13 protein-coding genes are annotated in these 14,785 nt (G+C 67.7%); 7 read left to right on the forward strand and 6 right to left on the reverse strand.

Annotated elements, in window-relative coordinates; translation table 11 throughout:
• The first annotated feature begins 41 nt into the window (after positions 1 to 41).
• Together HPA01S_RS16875 and HPA01S_RS16880 are read left to right on the forward strand one after the other, a co-directional pair.
• Positions 42 to 1,325, forward strand: a complete 1,284-nt coding sequence (locus HPA01S_RS16875; protein WP_066271934.1) for a TRAP transporter large permease — start codon at positions 42 to 44, stop codon at positions 1,323 to 1,325.
• Positions 1,325 to 1,609, forward strand: coding sequence for a hypothetical protein (locus HPA01S_RS16880; protein ID WP_066271935.1), 285 nt, complete (start codon positions 1,325 to 1,327; stop codon positions 1,607 to 1,609). The genes HPA01S_RS16875 and HPA01S_RS16880 overlap by 1 nt, the downstream gene beginning before the upstream one ends.
• A gap of 12 nt (positions 1,610 to 1,621) precedes the next feature.
• Here the strand turns inward: HPA01S_RS16880 and HPA01S_RS23205 are convergent, their stop codons facing one another.
• Both HPA01S_RS23205 and HPA01S_RS16890 read right to left on the reverse strand, forming a co-directional pair.
• A complete protein-coding gene (locus HPA01S_RS23205) occupies positions 1,622 to 2,149 on the reverse strand; it encodes a hypothetical protein (RefSeq protein ID WP_066271936.1) in 528 nt (175 codons plus the stop codon).
• Positions 2,146 to 4,224, reverse strand: coding sequence for an ATP-dependent helicase (locus tag HPA01S_RS16890; RefSeq protein WP_066271937.1), 2,079 nt, complete (start codon positions 4,222 to 4,224; stop codon positions 2,146 to 2,148). The genes HPA01S_RS23205 and HPA01S_RS16890 overlap by 4 nt, the downstream gene beginning before the upstream one ends.
• Before the next feature lie 100 nt (positions 4,225 to 4,324).
• On the opposite strand from HPA01S_RS16890, the gene HPA01S_RS16895 reads away from it, so the two are divergent.
• Complete coding sequence (locus tag HPA01S_RS16895) at positions 4,325 to 5,287, forward strand: AEC family transporter (RefSeq protein ID WP_066271938.1); 963 nt, start codon at positions 4,325 to 4,327, stop codon at positions 5,285 to 5,287.
• Between the two features lie 194 nt (positions 5,288 to 5,481).
• Positions 5,482 to 7,626 (forward strand): catalase/peroxidase HPI, encoded by a 2,145-nt coding sequence (gene katG, locus HPA01S_RS16900; protein ID WP_066271939.1) that lies wholly within the window; start codon positions 5,482 to 5,484, stop codon positions 7,624 to 7,626.
• Between the two features lie 79 nt (positions 7,627 to 7,705).
• Here the strand turns inward: katG and HPA01S_RS16905 are convergent, their stop codons facing one another.
• Positions 7,706 to 8,689 carry an MBL fold metallo-hydrolase gene (locus tag HPA01S_RS16905; protein ID WP_066271940.1) on the reverse strand — a complete coding sequence of 328 codons (984 nt, stop codon included), beginning with the start codon at positions 8,687 to 8,689 and terminating at the stop codon, positions 7,706 to 7,708.
• A gap of 123 nt (positions 8,690 to 8,812) precedes the next feature.
• Between HPA01S_RS16905 and HPA01S_RS16910 the strand changes: the two genes are divergently transcribed.
• Both HPA01S_RS16910 and HPA01S_RS16915 read left to right on the forward strand, forming a co-directional pair.
• On the forward strand, positions 8,813 to 9,316 hold the full coding sequence (locus tag HPA01S_RS16910; protein ID WP_066271941.1) for a GAF domain-containing protein: 504 nt from the start codon (positions 8,813 to 8,815) through the stop codon (positions 9,314 to 9,316).
• Positions 9,313 to 9,717: a response regulator gene (locus HPA01S_RS16915; RefSeq protein WP_066271942.1), complete on the forward strand. Its 405-nt coding sequence runs from the start codon at positions 9,313 to 9,315 to the stop codon at positions 9,715 to 9,717. The genes HPA01S_RS16910 and HPA01S_RS16915 overlap by 4 nt, the downstream gene beginning before the upstream one ends.
• A gap of 96 nt (positions 9,718 to 9,813) precedes the next feature.
• On the opposite strand, the gene priA is transcribed toward HPA01S_RS16915, so the two are convergent.
• Positions 9,814 to 11,946, reverse strand: a complete 2,133-nt coding sequence (gene priA / locus HPA01S_RS16920) for a replication restart helicase PriA (protein WP_066271943.1) — start codon at positions 11,944 to 11,946, stop codon at positions 9,814 to 9,816.
• Between the two features lie 445 nt (positions 11,947 to 12,391).
• The gene (gene hemE / locus HPA01S_RS16925; protein WP_066271944.1) at positions 12,392 to 13,495 is read right to left on the reverse strand and encodes a uroporphyrinogen decarboxylase; all 1,104 of its coding nucleotides are present in this window, start codon (positions 13,493 to 13,495) and stop codon (positions 12,392 to 12,394) included.
• A gap of 136 nt (positions 13,496 to 13,631) precedes the next feature.
• On the opposite strand from hemE, the gene HPA01S_RS23210 reads away from it, so the two are divergent.
• Entirely contained in the window at positions 13,632 to 14,132 is a 501-nt protein-coding gene (locus HPA01S_RS23210) for a hypothetical protein (RefSeq protein WP_157085075.1), read from the forward strand.
• Here HPA01S_RS23210 and HPA01S_RS16930 read toward each other — a convergent pair.
• Positions 14,107 to 14,736, reverse strand: coding sequence for a redoxin domain-containing protein (locus HPA01S_RS16930; RefSeq protein ID WP_066271945.1), 630 nt, complete (start codon positions 14,734 to 14,736; stop codon positions 14,107 to 14,109). The genes HPA01S_RS23210 and HPA01S_RS16930 overlap by 26 nt on opposite strands.
• Between the last annotated feature and the right edge of the window lie 49 nt (positions 14,737 to 14,785).

A 14,785-nucleotide genomic window follows, 5' to 3' on the forward strand; every position in this document is an offset into this window, starting at 1 on the left:
GCCCCACTGTCTGATTCCACCGAACGAAGCGGAACCCCTTCATGGCCCTCACCCTGTTTGTTGCTGCCATCGTGCTGATGGTGATCGGTGTGCCGGTGGCGTTTGCGCTCGCCGGCGCGGCCGCCATCGCGGTCGCCCTCGGCGGCCAGTACCCGCAGATCATCGTCTTCAAGGAAATGTTCACCGGCCTGGACAGCTTCCCGCTGATGGCCGTGCCCTTCTTCATCCTGGCGGCCGAGATCATGACCGGCGGCGCGCTCACGCTGGTGCTGCTGCGCTTCGCGTCGCAGTTCGTCGGCCACCTGCGTGGTGGCCTGGGGTATGCCAACGTGCTCTCGCTCACCATCTTCTCGGGCATCTCGGGCTCGGCGCTGGCCGATGCGGCCGGCCCCGGTTCGATGATGGTGCGCATGATGGACAAGGCCGGTTACGACCGCGCCTACGCCGCCGCGCTGACGGCGAGCACCGCCATCGTGGGGCCGATCATCCCGCCCTCGATCATCATGATCATCTACGCGCTGCAGGACGAGAACGTCTCGGTCGGCGCGCTGTTCATCGCAGGCTTCATCCCCGGCCTGCTGATCGCGGCGGCCATGAGCTGGGTCAACTGGTGGGTCTGCCGCCGGCGCGGTTTCCGCTCCAACGAACCGCGCCCGAGCGCGCGCGTGATGTTGATGAACACCCTCAAGGCGGTGCCGGCGCTGATGCTGGTGGTGCTGATCCTGGTCGGCATCCGCTTCGGTGTCTTCACGCCCACCGAGGCCTCGGTGGTGGCGGTGTTCTACGCGCTGTTCTGCGGCAAGTGGGTGTACCGCACGCTGCGCTGGTCGGCGCTGCCGGCGATTGCCGCACGCTCGGCCATGTTGACCGCCTCGGTGCTGTTCGTGGTGGCGGCCTCGTCCGCCTTCGCCTGGGTGTTGACCATCGAAGGTGTGCCGCAAGACCTGGCGCAGACCATCATCGGCTGGAACCTCTCGCCCATGACCTTCCTGATCGCGGTCAACATCCTGCTGCTGGTGTTCGGGATATTCATGGAGCCGCTGCCGGGCGTCACCATCCTGGTGCCGATCCTGGCGCCGATCGCGGCCACCCTCGGCATCGACCCGATCCACTTCGCCATGGTGGTGATCGTCAACCTCACCCTGGGCATGATCACGCCGCCCGTGGGTGGCCTGCTGTTCGTCACCTCGGTCGCCACCAAGGTGCCGCTGATGGCGCTCACGCGCGAGCTGCCGCCGTTCCTGTGGGCGCATCTGGTGGTGCTGATGCTGCTGACCTTCGTGCCGGCCATCTCCGTCTGGTTGCCGCACGCGCTGGGCTTCTGATGGGCCGAAGCACCGCCCCAGCCAGCACCGCCGCGGCCCGCGCACGCGCGGGTGCCGCGGTGTCGGCGCAGGGCGAGATCACCGACGTGGTGCTGGAGCGCGGCCTGTCACTGCACTTCTTCGACGAGAGCGTGGCGGTGCTGTCCACGCGCATCGCCTCGGGCGACGGTTATGCGCAGTTCAACAAGCGCGACCTGCAGGTGCTGGTGGATTTTTTCCGCGCGCCGGAGAACCGGCATCTGCTGGAGAGCGCGCCCGCGTCTGCACGCACGCCGGGGCCCTGACGCTGCGGCGCTTCAGCGCCAGCCCGACGCCTTCTTCAACACGAAGTTCATCACCGGTTCGGGCCGCGCCGTGCCCTGGGCCGAACGCCGGATGCCACGCAGTTCCTGGCCACAGGCCGTGGGTGGCACGCTGCCTTCCCACACCGCGTCCATGGCCACGCCGTCGGCCGACTCGTCGAGGTTGAACTCGCCACCCTGCGTCACATCGCCCGAGACCTGGGCCTCCAGGTCGTTGCCGTCGCCGCTGCGTTTGAGCGTGCCACGCACGCTGCCCGGGTACTCGGGGTGGGGCTGGAACAGCACGGCACCGCGGGAGCTGGGCGCGGCTTCGCTGGACTGGCCGTCCTGCGTCCACAACACCAACTGCCACAGGCCGTAGAGCTGGCTGGGCACCATCTCGCCCGGGTTCTTGCAACTGGTGCCGGCCGCGGCGGGTGCGGGGTTGGCCGGTGCCTGCGCCTGCGCGGCAGCGGGCAGGTGGATGCAGCAGGCCAGCAGGGCGGCGGCCAGCAGAGGGCGGGGCGGGGCAAGACGGTTCATGGGCGTGGCTCGGTGGCCTTCTGGGCCGCCTGTTCGGTGGCGCGCTGGGCGAACTCGGCGCGCAGGGCGCGCAGTTTTTCGCGCGGGTCTTCTTTCACGGTGGCCTGGTCCAGCCCCATCTCCTTGATGAAGCGGCTGGCCTGGCCGGGAATGCTTTCGCGGCCCTTCTTGCGCCGCTTGAGCCAGCTCACCGCCAGCGTGCGCTGCGCGCGTGTGATGCCGACGTACATCAGGCGGCGCTCTTCCTGCAGGCGCTGCGCCATGTCGGCCGCCTGCGCGTCGCTCTGGCCCGGCTCCTCGTCCATCTTGAACGGCAGCAGGCCTTCGTTCACGCCGACCAGCATCACGTGTGGCCACTCCAGGCCTTTGGAGGCGTGCAGGGTCGAGAGCGTGACCACGTTCTGGTCCTGCTCGCGCTCGCTCAGGGTGGAAATCAGGGCGATGGTCTGCACCACTTCCAGCAAGGTCTTGCGCTCGCTCTCCACCTGCACGCCGGCCTCGTCCTCGATCTTGCCGCCGCAGCGGCCTGCGACCCAGTCGCAGAAATCCATCACGTTGGTCCAGCGCGCGGCCGCCACTTTCTCGTTGTCCTCGCTGTCGTAGAGGTGCTTCTCGTAGTCGATGTCTTTCAGCCACTCGTTGAGGAAGGCGCGTGCCGCCTCGTGGCCCGCCGTGCTCTTCGCGCGGTACTCCAGGTCGTTCACCGCGCGGCCGAACTCGTGCAGCGTGGCGACGGCACGCGCCGGCAGGGCGCTGCCCAGCGAGTTGGCGAACAGGGCTTCGAACAGGCTCAGCTTGTACTGCGTGGCGAAGGCGCCCAGGGCCTGCAGCGTGGTGTGGCCGATGCCGCGCTTGGGCGTGGTGGCCGAGCGCAGGAACGCCGGGTCGTCGTCGTTGTTCACCAGCAGCCGCATCCAGGCGCAGAGGTCGCGGATCTCGGCCTTGTCGAAGAAACTCTGGCCACCCGAAACCTTGTAGGGCACCTGCGCGCGGCGCAATGCCTGCTCGAACGGACGCGCCATGTGGTTGGCGCGATAGAGGATGGCGAAGTCGCGCCACTCCTTGTGCGGCGAGTTCGCGCGCAGGCTCTGGATGCGCGCCACCGCGCGCTCGGCCTCGTGGTCCTCGTTGTCGGCATCAACCACCCGCACCGGTTCGCCTTCGCCCAGGTCGCTCCACAGCGTCTTGGGGAACAGCTTGGGGTTGGGGCCGATCACGTTGTTGGCCGCGCGCAGGATGGCGCTGGTGGAGCGGTAGTTCTGCTCCAGCTTGATGATCTTGAGCTCGGGGTAGTCGTGCGGCAGCTTCTTCAGGTTGTCCAGCGTGGCGCCGCGCCAGCCGTAGATGGACTGGTCGTCGTCGCCCACGGCGGTGAAGCGCGCGCGCTCGCCCACCAGCAGCTTGAGCAGCTCGTACTGCGTGGCGTTGGTGTCCTGGTATTCGTCCACCAGCACATGGCCCATCTTCTGCTGCCAGCGCAGGCGCACGTCCTCGTGCTCGTTGAGCAGCTTCAGCGGCAGGCTGATGAGGTCGTCGAAGTCCACGCTCTGGTAGGCGGTGAGGCGTTCTTCGTAGCGGGCCATGATGGTCGCCGTCACGCGTTCGTCTTCGTCCTTGGCCTGCGCCAGCGCCTGTGCCGAATTGAGGCCCGCGCTCTTCAGGGCGCTGATGTCCCACTGCCAGCCGCGCGCGGTGTTGGTGTCGTTGGTGCCGCCGCAGTCTTTCAGCAGGCTGGTGATGTCGTCGGTGTCGAGGATGGAGAACTGCTTCTTCAGCCCCAGCACCGAGCCGTCTTCGCGCAGCAGGCGCACGCCGAGCGCGTGGAAGGTGCAGATCAGCACCTTCTTGGCCTCGCGCCCCACCAGATGGGCGGCACGCTCGCGCATTTCGGCGGCGGCCTTGTTGGTGAAGGTGATGGCGGCAATGCGGTCGGCCGCCAGGCCCGCCTGGATCAGCCGGCCGATCTTGTGCGTGATCACGCGCGTCTTGCCCGAGCCCGCACCGGCCAGCACCAGGCAGGGGCCACCCAGGTGGTTCACGGCTTCGAGTTGGGCTTGGTTCAGGCCGTGGGACATGAGGGGCGGAAGGCGTCGGGAAAGGCGGGAGACAGGAGCGCTGGATCATACCGGGCAGGGTGTCGTGGCCCGCCCACGCCCGCCTGAGACAATCGCCCCCGTGCTGCACATCCTGCTCGTCACCTTCCCGTTCTTTGCGCTCGTGCTGGCCGGCTATGTGGCGGCGCGCCGGCGCTTGTTGCCGCTGGAGGCGATACCCGGACTCAACGGTTTCGTGCTGTTCTTTGCGCTGCCCTGCATGCTGTTCCGCTTCGGCTCGACGACGCCGATTGCGCAACTGCTCGACGGCTGGGTGGCCGGCCTGTACCTGCTGTGCGGGCTGATCGTGGTCGCCGGCACCATCGCGTTCACGCTGAACGCGCGCCTGCGCTGGGGCGATGCCGCCATGGGTGCGCTGGTGGCGGCCTTCCCCAACTCCGGCTTCATGGGCGTGCCGCTGATCGTGGCCCTGCTGGGGGCTTCGACCGCCGGCACCGTGATCCTCACCATGGTGGTCGACATGGTGGTCACCAGCTCGTTGTGCATCGCGCTCTCGCGGCTGGACCAGACCCAGGGCAACGGCCGTTCGGCGGTGCTGGACGCGGCGCGCAACGCGCTCAAGGGCGTGGCCGCCAACCCCATGCCCTGGGCCATCCTGCTCGGCGGCCTGGCCTCGGCCACCGCCTTCCAGCTGCCGGCACCGGTGCAGACCACCGTGTGGCTGCTGGCCGACTCGGCCTCGCCGGTGGCGCTGTTCACCATCGGCGCGGTGCTGGCGCGCGCGCAGATGACGGCCAACCACCCGATGCCGCTGGCCGACTACCTGCCGGTGGCGCTGGTGAAGCTGTTCGTGCACCCGCTGCTGGTGCTGGCGGTCGGCTGGCTGGCGATGCAGGCCGGCGCGCCGCTGCCCTGGAGCACGCTCACGGTGATGGTGCTGGTGGCGGCGCTGCCGAGCGCGAGCAACGTCTCGCTGCTGGCCGAACGTTTCGGCGCCGACAACGGGCGCATCGCCCGCATCATCCTGGTGACCACGGCGGCAGCCTTCCTGAGTTTTTCGGCCGCTGTCACGCTGCTGACCTGAGGCTCTGCTCCGATCAGGGCAGCCGCGGCCCGCCCGCGGTGGATCAATAGGGATTGCCTATATTGCCCATCCGGCCAATTGCTTTGACACCCCTTTGATGCCTGCCTACAGTGCACAGGTGCCTCCAGCGCCGGGTTGCCCGGCCGTGGATGCACTGTCTTAGCCCACGCACAGCCCTCGAAAAAGGAGTTTCCATGTCAGAAGCCAAATGTCCCTTCCACCATGCCGCCGGTGGTGGCACCACGAACAAGGACTGGTGGCCGAATCAGCTGCGGGTGGACTTGCTGAACCAGCACGCCAACAAATCCGATCCGCTGGGTGAACAGTTCAATTACGCCGAAGCCTTCAAGACCCTGGACTACAAGGCGCTCAAGGCCGATCTGGTCAAGCTCATGACCGACAGCCAGGACTGGTGGCCGGCCGACTTCGGCCACTACGGCCCGCAGTTCATCCGCATGGCCTGGCACTCGGCCGGCACCTACCGCACGCAGGACGGGCGCGGCGGCGGTGGCCGCGGGCAGCAGCGTTTTGCGCCGCTCAACTCCTGGCCCGACAACGTCAACATCGACAAGTCGCGCCGCCTGCTGTGGCCGATCAAGCAGAAGTACGGCCAGAAGATCTCCTGGGCCGACCTGTTCATCCTCACCGGCAACGTGGCCCTGGAGTCGATGGGCTTTCGCACCTTCGGTTTTGCCGGCGGCCGCGAAGACGTGTGGGAACCCGACATGGACGTGAACTGGGGCGGTGAATCCACCTGGCTCGGCACGGACAAACGTTTCCATGGCGAGCGCGAGCTGGACGACAACCTGGGCGCCACCCACATGGGCCTGATCTATGTGAACCCGGAAGGCCCGAACGCCAGTGGCGACTACATGGCCGCGGCGCACGATATCCGTGCCACCTTCTACCGCATGGCGATGGACGACGAGGAAATCGTGGCGCTGATCGCCGGTGGCCACACCTTCGGCAAGACCCACGGCGCCGCGCCCGAATCGCACAAGGGCCCCGAGCCCGAAGGCGCCGGCATCGAGGCGCAGGGCCTGGGCTGGAACAGCAACTTCGGCAGCGGCCACGGCAAGGACACGGTCTCCAGCGGCCTGGAAGTGACCTGGACCAAAACCCCCGCGCTGTGGAGCAACAACTTCTTCGAGAACCTGTTCAAGTTCGAGTGGGAGCTGGTGCACTCGCCGGCCGGCGCCAAGCAGTGGCAGGCCAAGGACGGCCCGGACATCATTCCCGACGCGCACGTGCCGGGCAAGATGAACAAGCCGACCATGCTCACCACCGACCTCACGCTGCGCTTCGACCCCGAGTTCGGCAAGATCTCCAAACGCTTCCACGAAGACCCGCAGAGTTTTGCCGAGGCCTTTGCCCGCGCCTGGTTCAAGCTGACCCACCGCGACATGGGACCGAAGGCGCGTTACCTCGGCCCGGAAGTGCCGAAGGAAGACCTGATCTGGCAAGACCCGCTGCCCGCCGCCACGCACAACCCGTCGGCGGCCGACATCGCCGACCTGAAGGCGAAGATCGCCGCCTCGGGCCTGTCGGTGAGCGAGCTGGTGTCGGTGGCCTGGGCCTCGGCCTCCACCTTCCGCGGTGGTGACAAACGCGGCGGCGCCAACGGCGCGCGCCTGGCGCTGGCGCCGCAGAAAGACTGGGCGGTGAACCGGGGCGCGGTGCAGGCACTGCCCAGGCTGGTGGAGATCCAGCAGGCCTCCGGCAAGGCCTCGCTGGCCGACGTGATCGTGCTGGCCGGTGTGGTCGGTGTCGAGCAGGCCGCCGCGGCCGCCGGCGTGGCGGTGGACGTGCCGTTCGCTCCCGGCCGTGTGGACGCCACGCAGGCGCAGACCGACATCGAGTCCTTCAACTTCCTGGAGCCGAAGGCCGATGGATTCCGCAACTACCGCAAGGGCCCGATCGGCGCCACCACCGAAGCGCTGCTGATCGACCGCGCCCAGCTGCTGACCCTGACCGCGCCGGAACTGACGGTGCTGGTGGGTGGCCTGCGGGTGCTCGGCGCCAACGCCGATGGCGGCACGCAAGGTGTGTTCACCGACCGCGTCGGCGCGCTCAGCAACGACTTCTTCGTCAACCTGCTCGACATGAACACGGTCTGGAAAGCGGCGGACGCCGAGTCCGAGCTGTTCGAAGGCCGCGACCGCAAGAGCGGTGTGCTGAAGTACAGCGGCACGCGCAACGACCTGATCTTCGGCTCCAACTCGGTGCTGCGCGCCTACGCCGAGGTGTATGCCAGCGCCGACGGCCAGCAGAAGTTCGTCAAGGACTTCGTGGCCGCCTGGGTCAAGGTGATGAACCTCGACCGCTACGACCTCGCCTGACCGAACGCCGCCACCGCAGGCGGCAACAAAAGCCCCGGGGTTCACCACCCCGGGGCTTTTTCATTTCTCGCTGTTCACGTCACTTCTTCTGCAAGGTCTCCTGCTCCAGCAGCAGGTAGGTGTTGTACGCATTCATGCGGTTGGCCGGGCCGAACATCGGCATGGCCTCGAAGGCCGACCAGTCGGCCTGCTCGTAGGCTTCGTCGAAGGGCACGAAGTTCTCCACCGCCTCGCCCATGGTCTGCCGCAGGTGCTTGAGGTAGTCGCGCGTGGTGCCGATGTCCTTCTTCGGCTCCGTGGACACCGCGCCATGCCCGGGCACCACGGCCTTGGCGTCGAAGGCCAGCAGGCGTTCCAGCGACAGGATCCACTGCTTGCTGTTGGCCTGCCCCACGAAGGGCAGGCGGCCGTTGAAGAACAGGTCGCCCGCGAACAGCAGCTTCTCCGACGGCACGTACACCGTGAGGTCTTCGGGGGTGTGCGAAGGCCCGACTGGCGTGAGCTCGAACACCACGCCGCCGACCTTGAGTGCCGTCGGGCCGTCGATCCAGACGTCGGCCGGCACGATGCGCGTGTTGCCGTCGATCCAGGGCGCGAGGTCGGTGCGCGAGGCTTCCAGGCGCAGCCGCGCGGTGTCCGACTGGATGTACTCGCGCGATGCCGAGTGCGCCACGATCTTCGCGCCCAGCTGCTGGAAGTGCTGCAGGCCGTAGATGTGGTCGGCGTGGTAGTGGGTGACGATGACGTGCGTGATCGGCTTGTCCGTCAGCCGGCGGATCGCCTGCACCAGGCGCTCGGCCAGGCGCGGCGAACCCAGCGCATCGACCACCACCACGCCTTCGGGCGTGATCACGAAACCGGCGTTGCTGATGAAGTTCTGGTTCTTCGGCGAGCCCAGCTGGGTCAGGCCTTCGACATAGTGGCTGTGCGGCCCGACCGCGGCCACCGCCATGGCGGGGCCGGCATCGGCAGGGGCCTGGGCCAGAACCGGGGCCTGGATGGCCAGGGCCGCCAGGGCGAGCAGGGGCGCCCTCAGGCGCCGGGGCAAGGAAAAACGTGGCACAGCTTGTCTCCGTTGGTGATCTACCCTTATATCGTAGTTTGCTTATATTTGGCCGGGCCTCACGTTTTGCCGTGGGCTGCCGATGACCTGACAAGTCCTTTTTGTCCGCCAGACGGAGCACCCATGATCACGGCCCCCTTGCCCCACAACGAAGCCAAACGCCTGCGGGCCCTGCGAGACCTGCTGATCCTCGACACCCCGCCCGAGGAGCGTTTCGACCGCATCTCCAGCTTTGCGGCCAAGGAGTTCGACGTGCCGATTGCGCTGGTCTCCCTGGTCGACCAGGACCGCCAGTGGTTCAAGTCCTCGTTCGGTGTCGAGGGCATGCACGAGACGCCGCGCGACATCTCGTTCTGCGGCCACGCCGTTGCCATGGCCAAGACCCTGGTGGTGCCCGATGCACTGAAAGACCCACGGTTTGCCGACAACCCGATGGTGATCGGCAAGCCCTACATCCGCTTCTATGCCGGCGCCCTGCTGCGCCTGCCTTATGGCCAGGTGGTCGGCACGCTGTGCATCATGGACCGCCGCCCGCGCACCTTCGACAAGCTCGACGAGGTCATCCTGGGTGGCCTGCGCGACCTGGTGGTGGAAGAGCTGTTCCGCCGCGAGGAGGCGGTGTCGTGAGCGCCGCGTCACGCCCGGGCGTGCTGCTCATCGAGCCCGATGGCCTGGTGCGCAGCACCGTGGCCTCGGTCTGCCGCGAACTGCAGCTGGTGCGCCTGCAACAGGCGACCAGCACCGCGCAGGGAGAAAAGTGGCTGCAAAGCGCGGCCGAAGACGGCCTGGTGATCTCGGTCGCCGAAGGCGAAGCGGCGCTGGCGCTGATCACCCGGCTGCGCGCCGGTAATCTGCGCTGCAGCGCCGACATCCCGGTGGTGGTGATGGCCCCGACCGCCGACGCCGAGCTGGTGGTGCGCCTGAAAGAACTCGAAGTGCGCCGCGTGCTGCTGCAGCCGTTCCGCCTGCGCGACGTGGTGCACACGCTGGAACAGCTCTGGCCGCTGCCGGAAGCGCTGGCGGCGTAGGCGCGAAAGGCCTGGATCCAGCAGCACCGCGGAACCGGCTTCGCCGGGCCGCAGGTGTTGCCCCTTGGGGGTGACGCCGCAGGCGGCGCGGGGGGATCAGATGACCAGCGGGTCCACGTCCACCGCAAAGCGCACCAGGCCACGCGCCTCGGGCAGGCTGCGGCTGGCCAGCAGCACCGGCTGCCAGGCGCTGAGGAAACGCTGCAGCGCCGTGCGGGAAGCCGCCTCCACCAGCATCTGCGCGCGCTCCACATTGGCCACGCGCTGGATGGTCAGCGGCACGGCCGGGTACAGCGTCACGTCTTCGCGGTGCGGCAGGCCGTCGGCCGCTTGTGCGGCGGCGTTCAGGTAGGCCTGTGCCGCCTGCTGGGTGCGCGCGTCGGCGCGCAGCAGCGCCTGGTGGCCGAACGGCGGCATGCCGGCGCTTTCGCGTTCGCTCAACTGGTCGGCGGCAAAGGCCGGGAAGTCGTGCTGGCGCAAGGCGGCGAACAGCGGGTGCAGCGGGGTCCAGGTCTGCACCCAGAGTTCGCTCGCCGCACCCTGTTGGTCCATGAAGGCCGCGTCGCGCCCTGCGCGCCCGCCGACCTGCATCAACAAGGCAAACAGGCGTTCGGGCGCGCGGTAGTCGCTGGCGAACAGGCCCGAGTCGGCGTTGATGCCGGCCACCAGCGTGATGCGGCGGAAGTCGTGGCCCTTGGCGATCATCTGTGTGCCGACCAGCACGTCGACCTCGCCGCTGTGCACGGTGGCGAGCTGGATCTCCAGGCTGCCCTTGAGGCGTGTCGAGTCGGCGTCCATGCGCGCCACGCGCGCCGGCCCGCCGTCCGGGCGTTTCACCTCGGCCAGCAGCGCGGCCAGTTGTTCTTCCACCTGTTCGGTGCCGCGGCCGACCGGCGCGATGTCGAGGTTGCCGCAGTCCGGGCAGGAGCGTGGCACGCGCTCGGTGAAGCCGCAGTGGTGGCAACGCAGCGTGCGGTCCATCTTGTGGAAGACGCGGAACGCGCTGCAGTGCGGGCAGGCGCTTTTCCAGCCGCAGTCGTGGCAGGCCAGCACCGGGGCGTATCCGCGCCGGTTGAGCAGCACCAGGCACTGCTCGCCGCGCGCGATGCGCTCGGCCATGGCGTCCAGCAAGGGCGGTGCGAACAGCGCGCCCTTGGGCTGGTGGTTCATGTCGACCAGGCGCAGGCGCGGCAGCGCACCACCGCCAATGCGCGCCGGCATGGCCAGGCGCAGGTAGCGCCCCTGTTCGGCCGCGTGCCAGCTCTCCAGCGAGGGCGTGGCCGAGCCCAGCACCACCTGGCAGCGTGAGGCGCCCTCGGCCAGCAGCGCTTCGCTTTCCACCTTGGCGCGGTAGACCGCCAGATCGCGCGCCGAATAGCGAGCGCCTTCCTGGCTCTTGTAGCTCGGGTCGTGTTCCTCGTCGACCACGATCAGGCGCAGCCCGGGCAGGCTGGCCAGCACCGCCATGCGGGTGCCGAGCACGATGCGCGCCTGGCCGGCGTGCGCCGCCAGCCAGCTGGCCAGGCGCTGCGCCGGTGTCATGCCGCTGTGCAGGCAGACCACCGCACCGGCGCCGCACAGCGGTTCGAAGCGTTCGCGGAAGCGCGCCTCCAGTTGGGGCGTGAGGTTGATCTCGGGCACCATCACCAGCACCTGGGCATCGGCGTGTTCGGCCAGCGCGCGCCGCGCCGCACGCAGGTAAACCTCGGTCTTGCCGCTGCCGGTGGCACCGTACAGCAACACCGGCGCCTGGGCGCCGGCCAGGGCCTGCAGGGCTGCGGCCTGTTCCTCGCTCAGCGCGGGGCCTTCGTCTTCGGCGGGCGCATCCGGCGTGGCCGCGGCGGCGACCGGGTTTTTGGCGTGGCGCTTGAGCCGGCGCGCCAGCTGCACGTTGCTCAGGTCGCGCAACTGTGGCGGCAAGGCGGCCAGCGCCACCTCGCCCAGGCTGCGCTGGTAGTACTGGGCGGTGAACTTCACCAGCTGGCGCCAGCGCACATTGAGCGGCGGCAGGCCTTCGAGCACGCCGGCCACGGCCTTGGTCTGGGCTTCGGTCAGGCCGTCGGGCGGGCTGTCGAACGATTCCCAGACCACGCCCAGCACCTCGCGCGCACCCAGCGGCACCCGCACCAGCGTGCCGGGCGCGAGCGACAACTCACTTCGGTAAGTGAGCAGGGCACCCACCCCGCTGTGTGCGGGAGTGGCCACGACCACGCTGGGCCAGAAAGTCATGCTTAGCGTCGCTTCCTCGGTTCAACTGGCGGAATGTGCGCTAAGTCGTTGATTTGACAGCGCATCGGAACATATCCAGACTTTCTGTGGATAACTTTGTTGATAGATTGCGTTCGGGGCTCCGGAAGCCTTGCGAATCAAGGCTTTTCTTAAACTGCCCGGAAAAAAAGCAGAAAGCAAAATCTATATGAATCAACAACTTGGCTCGGTATTAAAGGGAAACCCCGGGGGTTCTAACCGGGGGCGGTGTTTGGCGCACCGCAGCACGAGTTTTGTGCATAAGTAAGGCCTGTCAAGTCGCTATTTCGGCATTATTTGTGTTAGTGCCGCATGCACCGCCCCTTTTTGACACGGTTGTGACGGCTTGGCGCAGGCCCCGGCGAGCCGACCGGCGGCCCCCGGAATGCGCCAGATCACGCCGGCCCGCTGCCAAAAAGACAGCGCCTCAGGCCTGCGCGCGCAGGCGCTTCGAATGCGAATGCACCGCGTCGACGAGCACCGACACGTGTTCGGGCGGCGTGTGCTGGCTGATGCCGTGGCCCAGGTTGAAGATGTGCGTGGGGCCGGTGCCGGCGCCCTGGTGCGGGCGGCCGAAGCTGTCCAGCACCGCGGCCACCTCGGCTTCGATACGCTCGGGCGGGGCAAACAGCACGTTGGGGTCGATGTTGCCCTGCAGCGCCTTGCCGTTCGGGCCTTCGCCCACCTGGGCGCGGGCGCGGGCCAGGTTCACGGTCCAGTCCAGGCCGAGGGCGTGGCAGTCCAGGTCTTGCATGTCGTCGAGCCAGAGGCCACCGCCCTTGGTGAAGACGATGCGCGGGATCACCACGCCTTCGTGCTCGCGCTTGAGCTGCGCCAGCACCCGCTTCGTGTAGGCCAGGCTGAATTCCTGGAACTTGCCGTCGGCCAGCACGCCGCCCCAGCTGTCGAACACCATCACAGCTTGTGCGCCGGCGTCGATCTGGGCGTTGAGGTAAACCGCCACCGCGTCGGCGTTGATCGCCAGGATGCGGTGCATCAGGTCGGGCCGGCTGTACATCAGCGACTTGACGGCGCGGTAGTCGTCGCTGCCGCCGCCTTCGACCATGTAGCAGGCCAGCGTCCAGGGGCTGCCGGAGAAGCCGATCAGGGGCACGCGGCCGTTGAGCGCCTTGCGGATCGAGGTCACGGCGTCGAACACGTAACGCAGCTTGTCCATGTCGGGCACGGCCAGCGCGGCCACGTCGGCCTCGGTGCGCACGGTCTTCGCAAACTTCGGCCCTTCGCCAAGCGCAAACGACAGGCCCAGGCCCATGGCGTCGGGCACGGTGAGGATGTCGCTGAACAGGATGGCTGCGTCCAGCGCATAACGCTCCAGCGGTTGCAGCGTCACCTCGGTGGCGTAGTCGGTGTTGGTCGCCAGCCCCATGAAGCTGCCGGCCTGGGCGCGCGTGGCGCGGTACTCGGGCAGGTAACGGCCGGCCTGACGCATCAGCCAGACAGGCGTATGGTCGGTGGATTGGCGCAGGCAGGCGCGCAGAAAGGTGTCGTTCTGCAGGGAAGCAAAGGGCATGTCGGTCCGGTGTCCTGAGGTGGTGGGTATCCGGGGATTATCCCGTCTTGGGTGCGGCGGCGGCCTGAGGCATATCGCCTATGATCCGGCGCGGCTCGATGGCCCCCCTTGTTCAACCCACCTTTGCGGATTTCCCATGCGCTTTTTGTTCGTGCCCCTGCTGACCCTGGCCCTGTTCGTGACCGGTTGTTCCACCACGCAGGAGGTCACGCTCACCAAGCCTTCTTTCAGCAAATCCATCGTCTCGGTCGCGCAGGTGCTCGAACACGACAACTCGGAAGAGATGAACAACCACCTGCTGGTGGCGCTGCAGAAGGAGGGCATGGTGGTCAAACCCACGCTGCCCCGAGGCAGCAGCACCTCGGCCCAGGCGGATGTGCTTGTGAGTTATGTCGACGTCTGGCGTTGGGACGTCACGATGTACATGAAGAACCTCACCGTCAAGCGTCTACGACGCGCAGACCGGCGACTTGCTGGTGCTGGGCCAATGGGCCGACTCGGCCCTGCATGGTTTTCGAGACGCCAAACTGGTGATGGAAGGCCTGGTGGCCGAGGTGCTGGCCAAGGCGCGTGCCGCGGGCAAGCAGCCGTAAACCCGCGTTTCAGCCTTTTCAGTCCACGCTGTTTTTGTATTTGATGGCGCAGCCGTAGGCGCGGCTGGTGGCCACGCTCAGGGGCTTGCCCACGCGCAGTTCGCCCAGGCCCTGGCGCACGTAGTTGGTGGCCTTCTGGATGTCGTCCACCCGCGCCGAGGGAATGCTGTCGATGCCACCGGCGTACACCAGCACGCCCTGGGCATTGACGATGTACATGTGCGGCGTGACGCGCGCGGCGTAGGCCTCGCCAACCTGGCCGTCCTCGTCCATCAGCGTGGCCGTGGGGCTGGCCTGCTGCTCGGCCATCCAGCGGCCGAGTTGCTGGGGCGACTGGTAGTCGGCGCTGTCGTCGCGTGTGGAGTTGATCACCAGCCACACCACACCCTGGCCGGTGGCTTCCTTCTGCAGCGCCTGCATGTTGCCCTGGTAGTGCTTGCGCACGAAGGGGCAGCCGGGGTTGTTCCACTCCAGCACCACGGTCTTGCCCTTGTGGTCGGACAGCTTGACGGTTTTGCCGGCGGTGTCGGTCAGGCTGAAATCGGGCGCGGCCTGGCCGATGAGGGGCGCGGCGGCAAAGGCCGGCGTGACCAGCATGGTGCCCAGGGGCGAGAACGCAGCGAGCGCGAGCAGGGGGCGGCGTTGCATGGTGGAACTCCTCAAGACAGATGGTGAAACCTGCAGCGCCGCGCCAGCC

It is taken from the genome of Hydrogenophaga palleronii NBRC 102513 (assembly GCF_001571225.1).
Taxonomy (GTDB): Bacteria; Pseudomonadota; Gammaproteobacteria; order Burkholderiales; family Burkholderiaceae_C; genus Hydrogenophaga; species Hydrogenophaga palleronii.

Coding starts and splice junctions, on each gene's coding strand:
- HPA01S_RS16890 (WP_066271937.1), bottom strand. CDS start 4,224: ATGTCCCACGGCCTGAACCAAGCCCAACTCGAAGCCGTGAACCACCTG.
- HPA01S_RS16875 (WP_066271934.1), top strand. CDS start 42: ATGGCCCTCACCCTGTTTGTTGCTGCCATCGTGCTGATGGTGATCGGT.
- hemE (WP_066271944.1), bottom strand. CDS start 13,495: ATGCCCTTTGCTTCCCTGCAGAACGACACCTTTCTGCGCGCCTGCCTG.
- HPA01S_RS16930 (WP_066271945.1), bottom strand. CDS start 14,736: ATGCAACGCCGCCCCCTGCTCGCGCTCGCTGCGTTCTCGCCCCTGGGC.
- HPA01S_RS16880 (WP_066271935.1), top strand. CDS start 1,325: ATGGGCCGAAGCACCGCCCCAGCCAGCACCGCCGCGGCCCGCGCACGC.
- HPA01S_RS16910 (WP_066271941.1), top strand. CDS start 8,813: ATGATCACGGCCCCCTTGCCCCACAACGAAGCCAAACGCCTGCGGGCC.
- priA (WP_066271943.1), bottom strand. CDS start 11,946: ATGACTTTCTGGCCCAGCGTGGTCGTGGCCACTCCCGCACACAGCGGG.
- katG (WP_066271939.1), top strand. CDS start 5,482: ATGTCAGAAGCCAAATGTCCCTTCCACCATGCCGCCGGTGGTGGCACC.
- HPA01S_RS23205 (WP_066271936.1), bottom strand. CDS start 2,149: ATGAACCGTCTTGCCCCGCCCCGCCCTCTGCTGGCCGCCGCCCTGCTG.
- HPA01S_RS23210 (WP_157085075.1), top strand. CDS start 13,632: ATGCGCTTTTTGTTCGTGCCCCTGCTGACCCTGGCCCTGTTCGTGACC.